We start from the raw sequence: 18,103 nt of genomic DNA, 5'->3' as shown, positions 1-18,103 counted from the left end.
TTCGCCGTAGACAGTGCCGGCGTGCTCTGGCGCGATGCGCGGCCCTCTCGTGGTTCGAGCCTGCCCCGGACGGGTAGATACCGGTGTGCCCGGGCTGCTTCACGGCGGCCGCGGCATGAATCGGACGCAGCCGACGCAGTCGTCTTGTGGTTCGAGCTCGCCTGAGATGGGTAGGTACTAGTGAGCTCGAGCCGCCTCGACGGCGGCTGCGGCAGTGATCAGACGAAGCCGGCCCGCCGCTCTCGACATGAGCCACCGGCGAAACCTCGGTAGGGTGCGCGTGCACGTTACCGATCTTGGGAGGAATCGATGAGTTACCCGGGGCCGCCGCAGGCGCAGCCGGTGCCAGGTCAGCCGCAGTTCGGGGGTGCGCCGCAGTACGCGCCGCCGGGTGCTCCGCCGTACGGTCAGCCGCCGATGGGTCAGCCGATGCCGGGCCAGTCGCCCGGTCATCCGATGCCGGGTCAACCGCCGATGGGCCATCCGATGCCGGGCCAGCAGGCGCCTGGTCAGCCGATGCCAGGCCGTCCGCCGATGTTGAATGGGGCACCGCAGTTCCCGCAGGGCGGGCCGTATGGTCAACCGCCGCAGGGCATGCCGCCACAGGGTCGTCCGCCGATGCCAGGCGCTCAGCCGCCCATGCCGTACGGCGGCCCGGGCGCGCAGGCTCCCGCGGCCGGCCAGGGCCTGCCCGGCGACCCGCCCGGCCTCACCGTCGACGCCTCCTACACTCCGCTGGCCTTCCTGCTCGCCATCACCAAACCGAAGATCATCGTCAACGGCCAGCAGGTGCCCAACACCCGCTGGGGCGCCAACCACATCCCGGTCGGCCCCGGCCAACACCACGTCAAGGTCAGCACTCCCTGGCTGTTCGACATGGGCCCCGCCACCACCGCCGTCCCCGTCGCCGAAGGCCAGGCCGCGCGCCTCTACTACCGCGCCCCCGCCCTGATCTTCCTCAACGGCGCCATCGGCCCGGGCCCCCAGAAGACCCCGGGCATGGTCTTCGTCTACATTTCCTGGGCCTGCGCCGCCTTGCTGATCCTGCTCTCGATCCTGCCGCTGCTGCTGATCTAGACGTTGTCCGGAGCCGGATCGCACGCGGCCCGGCTCCGTCAGTGGCGGACCTGTCCCGCCGGGGGCAGCGTCGACCTGCAATCGGGCCGGATCCTGCCGGTAGACGCCGCCGCTGCTCGCTCTCACCGCCCGCTGGGACGGAACACCGAGGCGAGGGCGGGGGCGTGACCAGCGTTGTGCGAATCGGCTTGCGTCCTCCCGAAAACCCATCGGCCGCTACGGGATTCAAGTATACAGGAGGGCAGTCGCCTTACGACGGCGCGGTAACAACCTCGCCGACCGGCAACGCCGGGCTGTTTCTCGCCCCACCTACTGGCAGGTGTCGAACTGTTCACGGAGACGGCGTTGTACGTCGATCGCCTCCGGCGGGTAGTAGCTCTCGGGATCCTGTTCTCCGGCCGTGGTGCCGTACGAACACCCGCCCACGTGGACGGAGCCGCTGAACGACTTGCCGTCCGGCCCACGGGTACCGCTCCACCGCAGTAGCATCGGGTGGCGGGTTGTCGGCTGTAGGGCGGTGATCGTCGCCGTCAGATCCGCGTACGCCGAGGCCGGATCCCGGACACCGACACTCATGTTCGACATGTGCCCGTCTTCGATCCGGACGGCGAGGGCCTGCACTGGCAGCCCATTGACGAGGGTCAGCAACTGCTGTTCACGCTCCGCCGTGAGCGGAAACCCTACCCACCACATCGGCGCGTCTCCGGCCGGGAGGATGTCGACCCCGAGTGCGTCGGTGCCGATCACCGGACGCACAGCGGCTAGCGATTCGGCCGCCGCGGGCGAGTGATTCAAGGTAATGGTGGCCACCTTCCCGCGGAACCAGGAGACCTCGGTGCCGGGCAGTGCGCCTCCGATCTGCCGGACTCCGCGGGCATCGGCGGCAACCTGATCCGGATCGAGACGTTCCCCGCGCCGAACCTTCAGCCGCTCCCCGACGATGAACTCCGTTGTCTGGTCGTATCCTTCGAAGTAATCCGCCTTGATCTCATTGATCCGCCGGGCCACCGCCGCGATCTGATCTTCGCTCGCCCCGGGCATCCGCACCCACAGATCCAGCACCGCACCATGGGTGATGTTATTGGAGTAACTGGCCGAGAAGCTCTCCACGCCGGGCATCACCGCGATCTCGGCCTGCAACTGTTTCACCTGCGTCGGCCGCCCGGGCAACCCGGTGCACCCGACGGCGGCAACCACGACCGCCACCAGAACGAAAACCCAGACCGCACACTTGATCCTCCCCATAAAGGAATACTGCCCCAGGATCCCGCTACGCGCCGCCGGCTGCGCAGCTCCGCTGGCCGGTGCGCGCTCTTCGACTACATGGAAGATTCGCAATGAGCACACAGGAAGAATTCGACGCGCAGCTCCGTGCCGCTCGAAAGACCCTCGAGTACAAGTCCGCCTACCGCGCCTGCGAATTGGCGCATGAGGTCGACCGGCAGATTCGGCTGACGCGTGACAAGGCCCCTGGACGGTGACAGCAGAACGCCACGGTCCGCCTGTGCGGGGCCGTGGCGTTGTGGGCCGGAACCGATCAGAGGAACAGGTCGGTGGTCAGGGGGCCATCGCCCGGGGTGACGCGGTACTTGTCCAGGTCGGTGATGCCGTGGGCGGCGAGGACGTCGTCGTCGATGAAGAAGTTGCCGGTGGTTTCGGTCGAGGGGGAGGTCAGCACCAGGTAGGCGGCGTCGGCGTAGATATCGGGGGTGCGGGAGGTGGCGACCATTTCCTCGCCGCCGAGCAGGTTCTTCACCGCGGCGGTGGCGATGGTGGTGCGCGGCCACAGCGAGTTGACGCCGATGCCGTCGGACTTCAGCTCTTCGGCCAGGCCGAGGGTGGTCAGCGACATGCCGTACTTGGCGATGGTGTAGCCGAGCGAGGAGCCCGCCCACTTCGGGTCGAGGTTCAGCGGCGGCGAGAGGGTGAGGATGTGCGGGTTGCGCCCGGCCGCGGCGGATTCGCGCAGCGCGGGGATGCACAGCTTCGACAGCAGGAAACTGCCGCGGCAGTTGATGTCCTGCATGAGGTCGTATTTCTTCATCGGCAGCGCGTCGGTGGGCGAGAGGTCGATGGCCGAGGCGTTGTTGACCACGATGTCGATGCCGCCGAACTGCTCGATCGTCTGGCGCACGGCTTCGGCGACCGATTCGTCGATGCGCACGTCGCCGACGAAGGGCAGCACCTTGCCGCCGGCGGCTTCGAGTTCGGCGGCGGCGGTGTGGATGGTGCCTGGCAGTTTGGGATGCGGCTTGTCGGTCTTGGCGATCAGGGTGATGTTCGCGCCGTCGGCCGCGGCTCGCTTGGCGATCTCCAGCCCGATGCCTCGGCTGCCGCCGGACATGATCAGCGTCTTACCCGCGAGCGGCTTCGATTCGGTCATTGACTGCTCCTGTCGTGTCCGCCGCGGTTGCGAGTACCGCGGCCATCCGCTTCTCGACATTAAGCGTAAACCCAGACCCTATGCAACCAGTTGCATAGGGCCTGCCAGTGTTGTGCCTCACACTCGCTCCAGCTATCCGGGATCAGCTGTTTCCGCTGGTCGGGCTAGAGAGCGCAACGCTGAACCGGGCCGATCAGTCGAGGTTCGGACGCACAGAGCGCGATCGCCCGCGCCCCGGTGCTGCCGGACGATGGACGGTGCCCGCCACCTCGGCGGCCCGCCGAACGATTGCCGCGGACGCCCGCGCCCCGGGGCTGCCGGAGGAGGACCGGGTCGGCCACCTCGGCTGCCCGCCGAACGATCGCCGCGGACGCCCGCGCCCCGGTGAATCCGGCCGAGGCGAACGACCGCGGGCAACCGGGGCCACCCACTACCGGTGACCCCGTTGCGCGGTTCAGCGCCGCGAGTTCTTCTCCCGGAACATCCGGCGGTGCTGTTTGCTGATATCCCGCCACGCCTTCTCGCGCTCGGCCCGCAACCGCTTATCGCTGCGCGCCGCCATCCACTCGTTCTCGCGGGCGAGCTTGCGGTAGCTGTCCAGCCGTCGCTCGGTGAGTTCACCGCTGTCGATGGCGGCGCGCACCGCGCAGCCGGGTTCGGCGTCGTGCGCGCAGTCGGTGAAGCGGCAGTCGGCGGCCAGGGTTTCGATATCGCTGAAGGTGCGTTCGAGACCCTCGGCCGCGTCCCAGAGACCGACGCCACGGAGACCGGGCGTATCGATCAGCGTGCCGCCGCCGGGGAGTGGACGCAGCTCGCGGTGCACGGTGGTGTGCTTGCCCTTCTTGTCGACCGCGCGAACGTCGTTCGTGGCGAACACATCCGCGCCGAGCAACGCATTGGCCAGCGTCGACTTACCCGCACCGGACGCGCCGATGAGGGCGACGGTGCCGTCGAGCAGCGCGGTGAGCACATCGAGCCCGTACTCGCTGGTGGCGCTGACCGCGACGACGGCGGCACCGGGCGCGACGGCCCGCACCTCGTCGAGCGGAAGATACTCGGCCGCATCGGCTTTGGTGAGCACGACGACGGGTTGCGCGTGCGATTCCCAGGCCAGGGCGAGCATCCGCTCGATCCGGCCCAGGTCGACGTCACCGTCGGCGGGGGCGCAGATCAGTACCGTGTCGACATTGGCGGCGAGTACCTGGGCGCGCGAATCCCGTGACGCGGTGGTGCGTACGATCGCCGAGCGTCGCGGCAGCAGCCGCCGCACGGTCATCGTCGCGTCGACGAGCACCCAGTCACCCGTGCACAGTCCGCTGATCTCGGAATCCGAGCGTGGGCAGATCGCGCGGCCGAGGCCGCTGGGTGTGGCGACATCGCATTCGCCGCGGTCCATCCGGATCACCCTGGCGGGTACATGGCCGGGCTCCAGATGTGCGGTGTAGTCGAGCCGGACGCTGTCGGTCCAGCCGTAGGGAATGAGCAGGTCGTAATCGACCATGGTGAGAGAACCTCCGTGGGGCCGAGCCCACGACGAGGGGCTCAGCGAGTTGAGTACGAGATGGAGTTCGGTCCGCCGGTGTGCACCCGCACAGCCGACGCGGACACGACAAACCGCGCGACAATCACCACGAACTCCACCTCCTCGTTCTCCTCGAAGCTCGGCGCCTACTCTCACACGCCGACCGCTGCCCGCGCAACCGAATTTCCCGGGCGTCCGCACCACTGAGCCGGCGCCGTCACGAGCTCCGCCCCCGACGCCTCGCATGAGCACCCGGGTCGCCAGGTGCTGCGCCGGATCCGGGCGACCTCGACTCCCGCACGGCCGGGAGCTTCCGGTGACCCGAACCACCGGCCGATGGCGCCCGCCTCATGAGCAGTCGCCGAGGACGGACCGGTACCGTCCGCGCCGCGCCGGACGAGGATCACGACGCCGCCGGGCGCGATCCGAACTCAGTCCGGCTTCCCGAACTGTTCGTGCCGCCCCAGACTGCGCAGGTGGAACCATTCCCGCAGACCTGCCGGGTCGCGCCTGGTCACCAGGAAAAACCAGGAGAAACGAATCCATTCCTGCGGCAGCAGCTTCCGCATCCCCGGCTGCGACATGAGGTAGCCGCGGTTGCGGTAGGTGAAGTAGCGCTTCACCGGATCGTCCGGGTACTGGGTGTGCATCCGGCCGCCGAGGATCGGCTTGAACTCGGCGGCGCCATTGGGATGCAGGTAGGCCGTTTGCAGGCAGGTGCCGAAAGGCAGCCCGGAGCGCACCAGGCGCCGATGCACCTCGACCTCGTCACCACGCACGAACAGCCGCAGATCGGGCACCCCGATGACGTCGATCGCCTGCGCCGAGATCAGCGCCCCGTTGAACAGCGACGCGATACCCGGCAGGAAATCCTCCTCGCCCAGCTCCGAACGCAGCCGCCGCCACACCACGCCACGGCGCAGCGGGAAAGCCAGCCGATCGGGTTCGTCGATATCGCAGACCACGGGCGAGACCTCGACCAGCCCGTGCCTGCCCGCGCAGTCCAGCAGCGTCGCCAGCACCTCGGGGCCTTCTGGCCTGCCGTCGTCGTCGGCCAGCCACACCCAATCGGCGCCGAGGCTGAGCGCGTGCAGGATGCCGAGCGCGAATCCGCCCGCGCCGCCGAGATTGTGGGCCGAGCCCAGGTAGGTGGTTTCCACCGGCTGATCCCGCACCAGCTCGGCGACCTCCGGTTCGTTGCCGTTGTCGACGACGATGAGATGGTCGACCGGCCGCGACTGGGTGGCCAGCACCTTCAGCGATTCGGCCAGCAGTTCGCGCCGCTTGTGGGTGACGACGACGGCGACGATGCGAGCGGTCGCGCCGGTATCGACTGCCGGGTGTTCGGCGGAGGTCGCGGACTCGACCGGGGACGCCCCGGCAGCGATCGGGGTGTTCTTCCCGGTCGGCTCACTCATGTCTGGTTCGGCTCCAGTTCTCGTTCGGCGTCATCGGCGGCCTGCTCGGCTTCCAATTCGGCAAGGACGGTCGCGACGTGATTACCCGCCTCCGGGCCTTCGTAGGCCCGCACCACTTCTTCGATACCGCCGTGCAGCCGGACCTGGCCGTGATCGATCCACAGGGCCGAATCGCAGAGCTGGGCGAGGAATTCGTTGGAATGGCTGGCGAAGACCAGGATGCCGGATCGGGCCACCAATTTCTGGAGGCGCAGCCGGGCTTTTTTCATGAATTCCGCATCGACCGCGCCGATGCCTTCGTCCAGTAGCAGGATTTCCGGGTCGATCGAGGTGACGACCCCCATCGCCAGCCGCACCCGCATACCGGTGGAGTAGGTGCGCAGAGGCATCGACAGGTATTCGCCGAGTTCGGTGAAATCGGCGATCTCATCGATCTTGGCCATCATCTGCTTGCGCGTCTGGCCGAGGAACAGGCCGCGAATTATGATGTTCTCGTATCCGGAGATCTCCGGGTCCATGCCGACGCCGAGGTCGAACACGGGCGCGACCCGGCCGCGAATACGGGCGCTGCCGCGGGAGGGTTCATAGATTCCCGACAGCAGCCGCAGCAGCGTGGATTTGCCTGCGCCGTTGTGCCCGACCAGGCCGATCCGATCGCCCTCCTTGAGCGAGAGGGTGATGTCGCGCAGCGCCTCGACTACCACGACGTCGGATTGATTGCGCCCGATGGCGCCGCCGGCCTTACCGAGGAACGCCTTCTTCAACGACCGCGATTTCGCGTCGAAGATGGGGAACTCCACCCACGCGTTGCGGGTTTCGATGCTCACATGATCGGTCATCGTTGCATCGGCTCCTATACCCAGTACGGCACGCGCGAACGGAATTTCTTCAGGGCGAACACGGCCGCGATCCAGCCGACGACGGTGATCGCGCCGACGATGCCCCAGTGATAGAGCCGCTGATCATCGCCGAGCAGCGGCGCGCGCACGATTTCCAGGTAGTGGAAGGTCGGCACGATTTCGGCCAGCTTGGCCCGATCGGCCACGTCGCCGCCCTGCTCTTGCAGGCTCTTGGTGTTCCACATGACCGGCGTCAGCACGAACAACATCAGCGTCATGCTGCCGAGGATCGGCGCGATATCGCGGTAGCGGGTGCTGAAGATGCCGAACAGGATCGACACCCACATGGAATTGGCGAAGATCAGCAGCAACGCAGGTATCGCGAAGACGACCGTCCAATGCAGGTTCTGCCACACCCCGAAGGCGATCAGCACCACGAAATAGATCGCGAAATTGTGCGCGAAGAACAAGAACTGCCGCCACACCAGCCGGTAGACGTGCACGCTCAACGCCGAGGGCAACTGCTTGATCAGGCCCTCGTTGGCGATGAACACATCCGAACCCTCGAGAATGCTGGCCTGGATGACGTTCCACACGATCAACCCGACCGCCACGTACGGCAGGTATTCGCGCAGCGGCTGCCCGAGCAGCGCCGCGTACAGGATGCCGATGGCGGTGGCCTGCACGCCGGTGGCGATGGTGATCCAGAACGGGCCGAGCACCGAGCGCCGGTAGCGCTGCTTGATGTCCTGCCAGCCAAGCGATAGCCACAGCTCGCGCTGACCGAAGCCGTCGCGCATGTCCTTGAACGCGCGGGCGAACGATTGCGAGTCCGAGACCAGCGGTTCGGCAGGCTCGGCGGGCGCGGTGACGGTGGGTTCTGAGGTCTGTTCGTTAGTCACATCGGAAACCGAGTCGGGGCGAGCGGCAGCGGCGGGCACGGTGCTCGACACTACTCGGCCGAGGCGTACCGGGCCCCGCCAGCACTACCGTCCACGCTCTGCTTGGGTTACAGGTACTGGCCGGTGCCGCCCATGGTGTGGCCGTGCTGGGCCGACCGCTGGTCGCCCGCGTGCACGCCCGGCGGCAACGCACCTTGGCGCATCTGCTCGAGCTGGGCACGAGCCGCCATCTGCTGGGCGAACAGCGCGGTCTGGATGCCGTGGAACAGGCCCTCCAGCCAGCCGACCAGCTGGGCCTGGGCGATGCGCAGTTCGGCGTCCGACGGCACCGACTCGTCGGTGAACGGCAGCGTCAGCCGTTCCAGCTCCTCGCGCAGCTCCGGGGCCAGGCCCTGCTCCAGCTCGCGGATCGAGGACTTGTGGATCTCGCGCAGCCTGGCCCGGCTGGCGTCGTCCAGCGGTGCCGCCCTGACCTCCTCCAGCAGCTGCTTGATCATGGTGCCGATACGCATGACCTTCGCGGGCTGCTCGACCATGTCGGCCAGCGATTCGCCGGAGTCATCGCGCTCGTCGGAGTCCTTGCTCTTCTCGTCGCCGTCGGAGACCACCTGCGCGGTGTAGGGCACGCCCGATTCCTTGCCGCTGGGTAGCAGCAGGGGGCGTCCCTCGGGTCCGATAACGACGACGGGATCCGATGCGTCATCCGAGTGCGTCATGGTCTCTATCATGTCGCGTCGGGCGCCGACGTGCTAAAGACGGTGCCTGTGGGGAGGGTTACGCGGCCTCACCCGCTGCCCTTAGAGTGGCCAGCATGACTTACGACGTCGCACGGGTTCGGGGCCTGATACCGTCCCTGGGCGACGGCTGGATCCATCTCGACCCGCAAGCGGGCATGCTGGTTCCGGATTCGGTATCCCGGGCCGTGTCAACAGGTTTCCGTACGTCGTCGTTTTCCCACGTAGGCCGTCATCACGCAGCCAAGCGCAGCGCCGCCATTCTGGATGCGGCGCGTGAGGCCGTCGCGGACCTGGTCGGCGGTGATCCCGCCGGCGTCGTGCTCGGACCGGATCGTGCGGTACTGCTGGCCTGGCTGGCCGAATCGCTGAGCTCGCGCCTTGGGCTCGGTACCGGGATCGTGCTGTCGCGCCTGGATGACGAGGCCAATGTGGCCCCCTGGCTCCGCATCGCCAACCGCTACGGCGCGCATGTGCGCTGGGCCGAGGTGGAGATCGAGACCTGCGAGATGCCTGCCTGGCAGTTCGAGGAGCTGATCGGGCCCACCGCGCGCCTGGTGGCGCTCACCGCCGCCTCGCCGATCGTCGGCTCGGCGCCCGCCGTCCGGGTGGCCGCCGACCGGGTACACGAGGTGGGCGGACTGCTGGTGGCGGATGCGTTCGGCGCCGCGCCGTACGCGCTGATCGACATCGAAGAACTCAACGCCGACGTGGTCGCGCTGAGCGCACCGTCGTGGGGTGGTCCGCAGATCGGTGCGCTGGTCTTCCGCGATCCGGCGTTTCTGGACCGCATTCCGTCGATGTCGCTCAACCCGTATGCCAAGGGTGCTGAACGGCTCGAGGTCGGCGGGCATCAGTACTCGCTGCTGGCCGGGCTCACCACCTCGATCGACTATCTCGCCGGGCTCGACGAACGCGCCACCGGCACCCGACGTGAGCGGCTGGAAGTGTCCATCACCTCGCTGCAGGACTACCACGACCAGCTGTTCGAGCATCTGATGGACACCCTCGACAAGATCGAGAACCTCACCGTCATCGGCCGCGCCTCCACCCGCATCCCGACCGTCAGCTTCACCATGGTCGGCCTGCAGGCGGAGAAGATCGCCGCCAAACTGGCCGACAACCGCATCGGCGTGCTCAGCGGCACCCACGGCGGCAGCCGGTTGCTGGACGCGCTCGGCGTCAACGACGAGGGTGGTGCGGTGACGGTCGGTCTGGCGCCGTATACGACGAAGTTCGAGATCGATCAGCTCGGCCGAGCGCTGGCGGCGTTGGACTGAGGTGCCCGGGGCGGCGGCGGTGCTGGACCGAGGCACCCGGGGCGCGGGCCGTGCTGGACCGAGCCACCTCGTGCGTCGGCCGTGCTGGACCGAGGCATCCGCCGGCCGTCCTGGACCGCGGACCCGGCCCGGCCCTCCGCGCATAGTGGCCGTCGCAACCGGTTCGGTCAGTAGTCGCCGATCTGCAACACGACCTTGCCCACGGTGTCGGGCGAGTCCAGCAGCGTGTGGGCCGTACCGACCTCGCTGATCGGCAGTTCGGCCGCGATCACCGGGACCACCGCGCCCTCGGCCACCAGCGGCCATACATGCTTGCGCACCTCGGCGATGATCTCGGCCTTGCTGCCGGGCCCGGTCGCCGGGCGGCCGCGCAGGTTGGTGGCTCGGACTGCCGCACGCTTGCCGAGCAGGGTCGCGAGGTTCAGTTCGGCCTTCGCTCCACCCTGCAATCCGATGACGACCAGCTGCCCGTAGGTGGCCAGCGCCTCCACATTGCGGGCCAGGTAGGACGCGCCCATATTGTCGAGAATGATGTCGGCGCCAGGCCCGCCGCTGCCCTGTTCGGCGCGGATGACCTCGACGAAGTCCTGTTCGCGATAGTTGATCAGGAGGTCGGCGCCCAGCTCGGCGCACTGTTCCAGCTTGTTCGCCGACCCGGCCGTCACCGCGACGCGCGCCCCCAGCCGCTTGGCCACCTGGATCGCGTGGGTGCCGATGCCGCTCCCGCCGCCGTGGATCAGCACCAGTTGCCCGGCGTGCAGCCCCGCGGTCATCACCAGGTTCGACCACACGGTGGCCGCCACCTCCGGCAGTCCGGCCGCCGCGCCCAGGTCCAGCTCGTCCGGGATCGGCAGCAGCTGCCCGGCCGGTGCGACGGCTCGCTCGGCATAGCCGCCGCCGGACAGCAGCGCGCACACCCGATCACCCACCGACCAGTCGCGCACGCCCTCGCCGACCGCCGTGATAACCCCCGAGCACTCGAGTCCGGGGATCTCGCTGGCACCCGGCGGCGGCGGATAGTGGCCCTTGCGTTGCATGATGTCGGCCCGGTTCACCCCGGCCGCCGCCACGTCGATGAGCACTTCGCCGGGACCGGCCTCGGGTTCGGGCGTCTGCGCCCACTCCATGACCTCCGGCCCACCGAATCCGTTCAACGTGATCGCGCGCACGCGCCCATACTGCCGGACCGCCGTCGCCCGGCCATCGGGAGCCCGCGCTACGTGGCCGGGTGGCTGCCGTGCTGTACCGGTCCGCTCCGCACCCGGACACCATGAGAGCCAGTGCTACGTGGCGGGTGGCGGCCGTGCTGGGACCGGGGCGCTCCGCTACCCGGCCATTGTGGGAGCCCTCGAGCGCTACCTGGCCCTTGGTCGTGCGGTGGATGTCGCCCCGCGACCGAGCCCGGCGCGGTGATGCGCACCCGCATCCGCGGCCGGCGGGGCGCTGCCCGCGTGGAGCGCACGCGGAGTAGCGCTCGTCGGGGTGGCCCGGGGCGGAAGGATGCGCGGGAATGCCGGGGGCCCTGCGGATTCGCCGGGTGTGGGCGCGGTCACCGAAGGTAGGCGCTAGCGTCTTCGAGCGTGAGCAGCTTCATCGACTTTCAGAATGAGATCTACTTCCGCGGGCTCGGCGGTGAGGTTCCGGAACTGCCGATGACGGCCGATGGTCTCGAAGAACGCGCCCGGGAGTTGCTCGGCGCCGAGGCCTTCGCCTACGTCGCGGGGAGCGCCTCGGATGAGCGGACCGCGCAGGCCAATCGCGCCGCCTTCGACCGCTACCGGATCGTCCCGCGCATGCTGCGCGGCACCACCGGCCACGGCACCCGCGATCTGTCGGTCGAGGTGCTCGGCACCAAACTGGCCGCGCCGGTGCTCACGGCGCCGGTCGGGGTGCTCGAGCTGCTCCAGGACCGGGGCGAGACGGTGGTCGGCGAGGTCACCAAGGAGCTGGGCGTCGGCATGGTGTTGTCGACGGCGGCGTCGTCGACCATCGAAGAGGTCGGCGCGGTGTCGGGGGAATGGTGGTACCAGCTGTACTGGCCCGCCGACAACGATTTGGCGCGCTCGTTCGTTCAGCGCGCGGAGAAGGCGGGTGCCAAGGCCATCGTCGTCACCGTCGACACGCCGTCGCTCGGCTGGCGTCCGCGCGATCTCGAGCTGGCGCATCTGCCCTTCCTGAAGGGCAAGGGCATCGCGAACTACCTGTCCGATCCGGTGTTCCGGGCCAAACTGCCCGCCGCGCCGGAGGACAGCGAGGACGCCATGCGCACCGCGATCCTCACCTGGGCCGGCCTCTTCGGCAATCACACGCTGCGCCCCGCCGATATCGCGCACCTGCGCGAATGGACCGATCTGCCGATCGCGGTCAAGGGCATCCTGCACCCCGACGACGCCAGGCAGGTGGTCGACGCCGGTGCCGACGCGGTGGTGGTGAGCAACCACGGCGGCCGCCAGGTCGACGGTTCGATCGCGGCGCTGGACGCGCTGCCCGCCGTCGTCGCTGGTGTCGGCGACCGGGCCGATGTGCTCTTCGACTCCGGTATCCGCACCGGCTCGGACATGCTCATCGCGCTGGCGCTCGGCGCCAAGGCGGTGTTCTACGGACGCCCGTGGGCCTACGGCCTCGGCATCGCGGGCCACGACGGCGTTCGTCATGCCCTGCGTCTGCTGCTGGCCGACTTCGATTCGGCGATGGGCCTGTCCGGGCACGCGAAGGTCAGCGATCTTTCCCGCGACCTGCTGGTGACCCCGCGCTGAGCCCGGAATGGGTAACCGGCCGGTAACTTCGCTGGTCGGACGACATAGAATACCGACGTGCCTACCAAACCAAGCGGTCGCGTTTCCGCTGAGCCGGAGTGGCTGACCCCGGCTCAGCAGAACGCGTGGCGGGCGTTCATGGACGGCCACCTCCGCTTGATGACCGCGTTGAACCGGCAGCTGCAACGCGACAACGATCTGAGCCTGGCCGAATACCGCATCCTGGTGCTGCTGTCCGAAGCGCCCGGCCGGGCCCTGCGGATGAGCGAATTGGCCGACGGCGTGCTGTCCTCGCGCAGCCGCCTCACCCACCAGATCCGCCGGATGGAAGCCCAGGGCCTGGTACGCCGCAACACCTGCGTCGAAGACGGGCGCGGGGTCCTCGCCGAGCTCACCGACACCGGAATGCGCAGGCTGTCGGAGGCCGCGCCCGGTCACGTCGAGGCCGTGCGCAAGGGATTCATCGACCTGCTCACTCCCGAGCAACTCGACCTCGTCGCCGACGTCTTCGGCCGCATCGACCTCGAAGCGCTCTCGGACGGCCACTGACCGGCCCGCACGATCGGTTACGATCGTGGACCTGGAGACGTGGCAGAGCGGCCGAATGCACTCGCCTTGAAAGCGAGCGTCGTGAGAGCGACCGGGGGTTCAAATCCCTCCGTCTCCGCCATCAACCCGCGCCGACGGCCGGACCTTCCCGGCCTCGGCGGCGGCAACGCCCCGATACCGATCGCGTCCCAGCGTGCGGACACGCCGCGATTATCGAGTGTGTCCTGCACCGCGAGTGTTTCAATGCGGCTATGACGTGGACCACCATCGCTAGATCCCTGAGCTTGCTGGCCGTGGGTACCGCGGCCGGTCTCACCCTCGCCGCGGCCCCCGCCCAGGCGAGCGACGCCAACCCACTGGACTGTTCGGGCGTGCCGCACGCGCAGGGCGTGGCCGACCGCCACAGCGCCATCCGTGGCGTGCCGGTGGTGCCGGTGTGCATGAACAACAAGGTCTACATCGGGATCCCGCTGGCCGTCTCGCCATTGGCGAACATCACCCGGCCCGGCACCACCACCGTCTGCCTGGTGGAACGTGAAACCGTCGAGGCCGCCGCGCGATTCGAATGGCGCCGGGATCAGCACGTGGTGCCGATGTGCATCGCGAACCGCGCCTACGGCGTCTACGAGCCCTGATCTCGGCCATTCGTGCTGGTAGCCGGGTGAATTCGGGCCCGGCCCGCTCCTCGTCGCCGCGGCCCGCAGGCCGTTTCTGGCAGTATGGCCACATGCTGTCACGGCGTGGACCGCGGCGCCGGCTGTCCGGCGCGCTGGTGAGCGCCGCACTCATGATCGGTGCGGCGACGATCGGCGCGCCCTTGACGACGGCGGCGCCCGCGGAGGAACAGGGCACCGGATCCTCCGACGGGCCGGGCATGGCCGAGCAGACCAGGCCGATGCCCGCCCGCCCGAAGATCAGCGGCGTCAGCGAGATCACCGACCGCAGGCTGCGCGTCTACGTCGATTCGCCCGCGATGAGCCGCACCGTCGAGGTGCAGGTGCTCTTGCCGCGGGATCGCAGCGCCCCTCGGCCCACGGTCTACATGCTCGATGGCCGCAGCGCCGTCGAGGACAGCAACAACTGGATCGAACGCGGCGGCGCGCTGCAGTTCTACGAGGACAAGAACGTCAACGTGGTGCTCACCGTCGGCGGGCCCGCCAGCTACTACACCGACTGGCAGCGGCCCGACCCGGTGCTCGGCACCAATATGTGGGAGACGTTCCTGACCAAGGAACTGCCCCCGCTGCTCGATGCCCGCTTCAACGGCAACGGTCGCAATGCCCTGATGGGCGTGTCGATGGGCGCCGAGGGAGCGATGATGCTCGCGGTGCGCGAACCGCAGCTCTACGCCGCCGTCGCCGCGCACAGCGGCTGCTATACCAGCGGATCCGATCTCGGGCAGGCGCAGGTGCGTGCCGTGATCGCCACCTACAAGGGCGATCCGGACAACATGTTCGGCGAGCCAGAGGATCCGGCCTGGCTGGCCCACGACGTCACCAGGAACGCGGAAGCGTTGCGCGGCAAGGCGATCTACCTGTCCTCCGGCAGCGGCGTCCCCGGCAAGTACGAGGTCCCGAGCAACCCGGAGCTGCTCACCGCCATCGGATTCGGCAGCCCGCTCGAAGCCGGCACCAACACCTGCACCCGCCGCCTCATCGACCGGCTCAACGCCCTCGGTATCGCGCACACCGCGAACCTGCGGCCCACCGGCACCCATTCCTGGCCCTACTGGGCCGACGAGCTGGTCAGCTCCTGGCCGACTATCGCGCGCGGGCTCGGCGTGGCCTGAGCCCGGCGGAGCTCAGAGTCCGGCCGGTCGCCTGGCTTCGGCGGTGGATCAGCCGCTCAGCGGTGGACCTGCTGCTCAGCCGGTGAACCTGGCGGCCACCGCCGGATCGGTGGCGAAACTCAGGAACAGATCGTTCTCGTGCGGATCGCCGGTGGTGACGCGCACGCCGTCGCCGGCGAACGGCCGCACCAGCACGCCGGCCTCGGCGCTGGCCTCGGCGAACGGCGCGCTGTGCTCGCCCAGCGCCAGCCAGACGAAGTTCGCCTCGCTCGGCGGCACCCGATAGCCCGCCGCCAGCAGCGCGTCGCGCACCCGGTCACGCTCGGCGATCAGCGGTTCGGTGCGATCGAGTAGTTCGTGGCGTGCCTCCAGCGAGGCGATCGCGGCGGCCTGCACCACCCGGTTGACGCTGAACGGAATGTGCACCTTCAGCAGCGCGGTGATCACCTCGGGCGCGCCCACCGCGTAGCCGGCACGCAGCCCGGCCAGCCCGTAGGCCTTCGAGAAGGTGCGGAGCACAACGACATTGGGCCTGGTGCGGCCGAGCTCGACGCCATCGGGGCGGTCCTGCGGGGTGAGTCGCATGTACTCGTAGTAGGCCTCGTCCAGCACCACGAGCACGTTGTCCGGCACCGAGTCGAGGAAGCGGGTGAGCGCCTCGCGGCCGACCGCGGTGCCGGTCGGGTTGTTCGGGTTGCAGATGAAGATCATCTTGGTGCGCTCGGTGACCGCGGCGGCGATCGCGTCCAGATCGTGCACCAGCTCCGGGTCCAGCGGCACCGGCACGGCCTTGGCATTGCCCACCTGGGTGACGATCGGGTACGCCTCGAACGAGCGCCACGCGAACAGCACCTCGTCGTCGGGGGAGGAGCAGGTGATCTGCACCAGTTCCTGGCACAGCGCGACGCTGCCGCAGCCCACCGCGACGTTCGCCGGAGAGACGCCGAGGAACTCCGCGAGCGCGGCCCGCAGCTCGGTGACCTGATTGTCCGGGTAGCGGCTCGCCAGCTCGGCCGCCTCGGTGATGGCCTTGAGCGCGGCGGGCAGCGGACCGAAGGTGGTCTCGTTGCTGGCCAGTTTGACCGCACCGGGATGGTTGCGGCCGGGGACGTACGCCGGAATGGAATCGAGGTCCGGCCGAATCTGCGCGGTCACCCCCCAACCATATGCCCGGTGCCGGAATTTCCGTGCGCGAGGGCCTCTCACGTGCAATTTCTCCCCAAGATCAGAATTCGGCCCTACGCTGGATTCATGTCGGGCACTTATGACGATCTAGCGCCGCTGCGCGTCGGGGACGACATGGCAACCGAAGGTGAGTCCGAGCCGGACCGGCGCCCGGCCGCGCACCCGCAGGTGCCCATCACCGTGGTCGAACCCGAGGGCAACGCCCGTGGCGGCATCGTGCTGCTGCACGAATCCGGTGAGTTCACCGGGCCGTTGCTGGAGCTCATGCAGGCGCTGGCCACCGAGGGCTGGACGGTCGTCGCGCCCAATCTGTTCCACCGCGCCACCGATCCGCCGTCGACCGGTGTGTTCGGCGACGAACTGTTCGAGGATTTCGACGCCTGCTTCGACTGGCTCACCCGGCGCGGGGTGTTCCCGGACTGCATCGGCGCGCTCGGCTTCGATACCGCGGGCACCGCCGCCTGCCTGGTGGCCACCAACCGCCCCATCGGCGCCGCGGTCAGCGTCGCGGCTCCCGGCATCGTGAGCCCGCTCACCGACAAGGCCGAAGCGCTGGTCGAGGCCGCTCCCCGCTTACAGGCACCGTGGCTGGGCCTGTTCGGCGAGACCGATCCGAACACCCCGGCCGAGGAGGTCGAGCAGTTACGCGACGCCGCCGCCCGCGCCGAGGTGGCGAGTCTGGTGATCAGTTATCCGGGTCTGCTGCACCGCGCCGACAAACCCGGCGACGACGAGGAGGAGCGCGACGATCTCATCGACGCGCAAACCAGGATCTTCGACTGGTTCGACAGCAATTTACGCTAACTACCAGCCGTTTTGCACTCTGTGGATCGGCTACTGTAACCTTGCTGCTCGGCGGTTCGAAAGGACCGGTGCCCTCGAAGAGAAGGCTCCAGGAGGCGTGCCAGAGCGGCCGAATGGGACTCACTGCTAATGAGTTGTCCCTTCACGGGGACCGGAGGTTCAAATCCTCTCGCCTCCGCCAAGCCCGGGAAACCGGGTGTACAACTGAACACCGCATGCGCCCGTAGCTCAACGGATAGAGCATCTGACTACGGATCAGAAGGTTAGGGGTTCGAATCCCTTCGGGCGCACTTCAGAAGGCCCCTCCCCAGCTCGGGAGGGGCCTTCCTTGGTCTCGGGGGGATACTTTCGTACCATTTTCGCGCCCGATCGGCGCCCGCCCCGCGCCGCACTCGGCAATGTGCGGGGATCGGCAAATGTGCAGGGATCGGCGTCGCGCCTGACCCCTCGAGCGGGCCTGCGCGGCTCGCCAACGGTGGGGAACACCCTTGCCCGGCCCGTAGGCTCGCCGTCGTGAAACTTGGATTGCTTTCGTGCATGGGCGCTCTCACCGTCGCCGCGGCGGCTGTGGTGGCGCCGGCCGCCTCGGCCTTCCCGACCGGTTCGTTCGGCGGCGGCGGAGATGGCAGGCAAGTGGTGCTCATCGACGGCACGATGGAGCTGAGCAACCTCGACCAGTGCTGGGCCAGCGGGTTCCCGCGGGAGATCGACGTCGACAACCGCAGCGACCGTCCCTTCCTGCTCTTCGCCTCCGACAACTGCACTGGCGCCCCCGTCGCGACCGTCGCTCCGCACAGCCGCCTCACCCATCACGGCTGGTCCGGCAAGGCCGCCTGACGACCGACCCGCGAAGTGGTACCCGGCT

The 18,103-nt window shown here is 68.6% G+C and carries 18 protein-coding genes and 3 tRNA genes; 12 read left to right on the top strand and 9 right to left on the bottom strand.

The genetic code is table 11. From position 1 onward, the window contains the following. The first annotated feature begins 309 nt into the window (after nucleotides 1–309). Complete coding sequence (locus AC5W7N_RS03965; protein ID WP_495923278.1) at nucleotides 310–1,077, top strand: hypothetical protein; 768 nt, start codon at nucleotides 310–312, stop codon at nucleotides 1,075–1,077. A gap of 309 nt (nucleotides 1,078–1,386) precedes the next feature. Here the strand turns inward: AC5W7N_RS03965 and AC5W7N_RS03960 are convergent, their stop codons facing one another. Continuing rightward, the gene (locus tag AC5W7N_RS03960; RefSeq protein WP_495923276.1) at nucleotides 1,387–2,322 is read right to left on the bottom strand and encodes a hypothetical protein; all 936 of its coding nucleotides are present in this window, start codon (nucleotides 2,320–2,322) and stop codon (nucleotides 1,387–1,389) included. A gap of 92 nt (nucleotides 2,323–2,414) precedes the next feature. Here AC5W7N_RS03960 and AC5W7N_RS03955 point away from each other — a divergent pair, with 92 nt between their 5' ends. Further along, nucleotides 2,415–2,558, top strand: coding sequence for a hypothetical protein (locus AC5W7N_RS03955; protein ID WP_490724271.1), 144 nt, complete (start codon nucleotides 2,415–2,417; stop codon nucleotides 2,556–2,558). A 56-nt stretch (nucleotides 2,559–2,614) separates the two neighbouring features. Here the strand turns inward: AC5W7N_RS03955 and AC5W7N_RS03950 are convergent, their stop codons facing one another. The 6 genes from AC5W7N_RS03950 to AC5W7N_RS03925 all read right to left on the bottom strand — a co-directional run bounded on the left by AC5W7N_RS03950 (nucleotide 2,615) and on the right by AC5W7N_RS03925 (nucleotide 8,857). Beyond that, nucleotides 2,615–3,460, bottom strand: a complete 846-nt coding sequence (locus AC5W7N_RS03950; protein ID WP_163813531.1) for an SDR family oxidoreductase — start codon at nucleotides 3,458–3,460, stop codon at nucleotides 2,615–2,617. A 454-nt stretch (nucleotides 3,461–3,914) separates the two neighbouring features. Then, nucleotides 3,915–4,961 carry a ribosome small subunit-dependent GTPase A gene (gene rsgA / locus AC5W7N_RS03945; RefSeq protein WP_495923275.1) on the bottom strand — a complete coding sequence of 349 codons (1,047 nt, stop codon included), beginning with the start codon at nucleotides 4,959–4,961 and terminating at the stop codon, nucleotides 3,915–3,917. 452 nt (nucleotides 4,962–5,413) lie between these two features. After that, nucleotides 5,414–6,400, bottom strand: a complete 987-nt coding sequence (gene glfT1, locus AC5W7N_RS03940; RefSeq protein ID WP_178127823.1) for a galactofuranosyltransferase GlfT1 — start codon at nucleotides 6,398–6,400, stop codon at nucleotides 5,414–5,416. Beyond that, nucleotides 6,397–7,239 carry a galactan export ABC transporter ATP-binding subunit Wzt/RfbE gene (wzt, locus tag AC5W7N_RS03935; protein ID WP_163813529.1) on the bottom strand — a complete coding sequence of 281 codons (843 nt, stop codon included), beginning with the start codon at nucleotides 7,237–7,239 and terminating at the stop codon, nucleotides 6,397–6,399. Before wzt ends, glfT1 begins: the two co-directional genes overlap by 4 nt. Before the next feature lie 14 nt (nucleotides 7,240–7,253). Further along, nucleotides 7,254–8,141 carry a galactan export ABC transporter permease subunit Wzm/RfbD gene (wzm, locus tag AC5W7N_RS03930; protein WP_375139387.1) on the bottom strand — a complete coding sequence of 296 codons (888 nt, stop codon included), beginning with the start codon at nucleotides 8,139–8,141 and terminating at the stop codon, nucleotides 7,254–7,256. A 107-nt stretch (nucleotides 8,142–8,248) separates the two neighbouring features. Then, a complete protein-coding gene (locus AC5W7N_RS03925; RefSeq protein WP_163813528.1) occupies nucleotides 8,249–8,857 on the bottom strand; it encodes a bacterial proteasome activator family protein in 609 nt (202 codons plus the stop codon). A gap of 95 nt (nucleotides 8,858–8,952) precedes the next feature. On the opposite strand from AC5W7N_RS03925, the gene AC5W7N_RS03920 reads away from it, so the two are divergent. Continuing rightward, complete coding sequence (locus AC5W7N_RS03920; protein WP_163813527.1) at nucleotides 8,953–10,155, top strand: cysteine desulfurase-like protein; 1,203 nt, start codon at nucleotides 8,953–8,955, stop codon at nucleotides 10,153–10,155. A 167-nt stretch (nucleotides 10,156–10,322) separates the two neighbouring features. Here the strand turns inward: AC5W7N_RS03920 and AC5W7N_RS03915 are convergent, their stop codons facing one another. Then, nucleotides 10,323–11,324, bottom strand: coding sequence for an NAD(P)H-quinone oxidoreductase (locus AC5W7N_RS03915; RefSeq protein WP_495923273.1), 1,002 nt, complete (start codon nucleotides 11,322–11,324; stop codon nucleotides 10,323–10,325). Between the two features lie 411 nt (nucleotides 11,325–11,735). Between AC5W7N_RS03915 and AC5W7N_RS03910 the strand changes: the two genes are divergently transcribed. From AC5W7N_RS03910 to AC5W7N_RS03890, 5 genes are all read left to right on the top strand, one after another. Then, nucleotides 11,736–12,911 carry a lactate 2-monooxygenase gene (locus tag AC5W7N_RS03910; protein ID WP_495923271.1) on the top strand — a complete coding sequence of 392 codons (1,176 nt, stop codon included), beginning with the start codon at nucleotides 11,736–11,738 and terminating at the stop codon, nucleotides 12,909–12,911. Nucleotides 12,912–13,049: 138 nt separating this feature from the next. Beyond that, nucleotides 13,050–13,460: a MarR family winged helix-turn-helix transcriptional regulator gene (locus tag AC5W7N_RS03905; protein ID WP_163813576.1), complete on the top strand. Its 411-nt coding sequence runs from the start codon at nucleotides 13,050–13,052 to the stop codon at nucleotides 13,458–13,460. A gap of 33 nt (nucleotides 13,461–13,493) precedes the next feature. Then, a tRNA-Ser gene (locus AC5W7N_RS03900) sits at nucleotides 13,494–13,581 on the top strand. A 130-nt stretch (nucleotides 13,582–13,711) separates the two neighbouring features. After that, complete coding sequence (locus AC5W7N_RS03895) at nucleotides 13,712–14,095, top strand: hypothetical protein (protein ID WP_228815215.1); 384 nt, start codon at nucleotides 13,712–13,714, stop codon at nucleotides 14,093–14,095. 92 nt (nucleotides 14,096–14,187) lie between these two features. Beyond that, the gene (locus AC5W7N_RS03890) at nucleotides 14,188–15,249 is read left to right on the top strand and encodes an alpha/beta hydrolase (RefSeq protein WP_495923269.1); all 1,062 of its coding nucleotides are present in this window, start codon (nucleotides 14,188–14,190) and stop codon (nucleotides 15,247–15,249) included. A 75-nt stretch (nucleotides 15,250–15,324) separates the two neighbouring features. Here AC5W7N_RS03890 and hisC read toward each other — a convergent pair whose 3' ends face one another. Further along, nucleotides 15,325–16,404, bottom strand: a complete 1,080-nt coding sequence (gene hisC / locus AC5W7N_RS03885) for a histidinol-phosphate transaminase (protein ID WP_194990211.1) — start codon at nucleotides 16,402–16,404, stop codon at nucleotides 15,325–15,327. 96 nt (nucleotides 16,405–16,500) lie between these two features. Between hisC and AC5W7N_RS03880 the strand changes: the two genes are divergently transcribed. The 4 genes from AC5W7N_RS03880 (at nucleotide 16,501) to AC5W7N_RS03865 (ending at nucleotide 18,075) form a co-directional block, all read left to right on the top strand. Next, a complete protein-coding gene (locus tag AC5W7N_RS03880; protein ID WP_163813522.1) occupies nucleotides 16,501–17,238 on the top strand; it encodes a dienelactone hydrolase family protein in 738 nt (245 codons plus the stop codon). Between the two features lie 91 nt (nucleotides 17,239–17,329). Continuing rightward, nucleotides 17,330–17,419 (top strand) — tRNA-Ser (locus tag AC5W7N_RS03875). 36 nt (nucleotides 17,420–17,455) lie between these two features. Further along, nucleotides 17,456–17,528, top strand: a tRNA-Arg gene (locus AC5W7N_RS03870). Nucleotides 17,529–17,751: 223 nt separating this feature from the next. Then, on the top strand, nucleotides 17,752–18,075 hold the full coding sequence (locus tag AC5W7N_RS03865) for a hypothetical protein (protein ID WP_495923268.1): 324 nt from the start codon (nucleotides 17,752–17,754) through the stop codon (nucleotides 18,073–18,075). Nucleotides 18,076–18,103 lie beyond the last annotated feature (28 nt).

This window comes from Nocardia sp. CDC519, from assembly GCF_059509835.1.
The sequence above is the reverse complement of the archived record's forward strand: the minus strand, read 5'-3'. Positions and strand labels throughout refer to the sequence as shown.